This window comes from Streptomyces sp. 13-12-16 (assembly GCF_002114215.1).
In the GTDB taxonomy this organism is placed as follows: Bacteria; Actinomycetota; Actinomycetes; order Streptomycetales; family Streptomycetaceae; genus Streptomyces.
On sequence record NZ_NCTE01001121.1, the window covers coordinates 1 to 1269 of the forward strand.

1 protein-coding gene is annotated in these 1269 nt (G+C 73.7%); it reads right to left on the reverse strand.

The window, feature by feature from the left end:
- Window positions 1-175: 175 nt before the first annotated feature.
- A partial coding sequence (locus tag B7767_RS36180; RefSeq protein WP_085575732.1) for a glycerophosphodiester phosphodiesterase occupies window positions 176-1269 on the reverse strand: 1094 nt, incomplete at its 5' end.

Below are 1269 nucleotides of genomic sequence, written 5' to 3' on the forward strand. Positions count from 1 at the left end.
CGGTTCGGCCCCGGAGCCGAGCGCCTCGGCGGCGGCCTCCGCGGCGAGCAGCGGACGCAGGGAGACGACCAGCTCGTACGCCGTGACCGGCTCGTGTGTCATACGCGCAACGACTCGGCCGCTCCGGCCGGGGTTGCCCGGAGCGGCCCGGAATCCCCCTTACGGGCAAAGCGGGTCAGTCGTTGACGAAGTCCTCGCGGGCCAGCAGCCCGGTGTCCGGGTTGTCGGTGAAGACGCCGTCGATGCCGGTGGCGAAGTACCTCCGGTAGGCGCCGAAGACGTCGCCGTAGGCGTCGGGGTCGGTGCCCTCGCGGAAGTCGGCGGGCAGGAAGGGGTTCTCGTTGCGCAGGGTGTAGGGGTGCAGGATCAGGCCCGCGCGGTGGGCGTCCCGCACCAGCGTGGTCGGCTCGGTGAGCCGGCCGGCCGCGTCACGCGGGATGACCAGGTCGAGGGTGGGGCCGATGCCCTGGGCGTAGGAGGCGATCTCCTTCAGGCCCTCGGGGGTGATGAGGTCGGCGACGGTGCGCGGGTCGCCGGACTCGACGAAGTCCCAGGGGCGGCTGCCGGCGCCGGACAGCAGGACCACGAGCGGGTTGTCCACGAGCCGGCGCAGCCGCTGGACGCTCGTCGGCTCGAACGACTGCAGGATGACCGGCGAGTTCCGGCGGTCCTTGCCGTGCTCGCGCAGCAGCTTCGCGACCCGCTCCTCCAGGCCGAGGCCGAGGCGGCGGAAGTAGGTGGGGTGCTTGGTCTCGGGGTAGATCCAGACCTGCTTGCCGCGCCTGCGGGTCTGCTCGTCCTGCCAGCGCAGCACCTCCTCGAAGGTGGGGATCCCCCAGCGGCCGTCGTAGAGGGTGTTGTGCGGGCGGTTGGCGGGGATGCGCTCGACGGCGCGCAGCCGCTTCAGCTCGGCGAGGGTGAAGTCCTCGGTGAACCAGCCGGTGACGGAGGCGCCGTCCAGGGTCTTGGTGGTCCGGCGGCCGGCGAACTCGGGGTGGTCGGCGACGTCCGTGGTGCCGCCGATCTCCGGTTCGTGCCGGCAGACGAGGTGGCCGTCCCTGGTGGGGACGAGGTCACCGGCCTCGACGATGTCCGCGCCCATGTCGAGGGCGAGCTGGTAGGCGCCGAGGGTGTGCTCGGGCCGGTAGCCGCTCGCTCCCCGGTGGCCGACGATCGTGGGCACGGGCAGGCTCCTCAGCCCCCGGCCGCGGCCGTGCCGCGGGTCGGCGGCTCTCGCGGTGCCGGCCGGCGCCAGGACCGCGCCGCCCG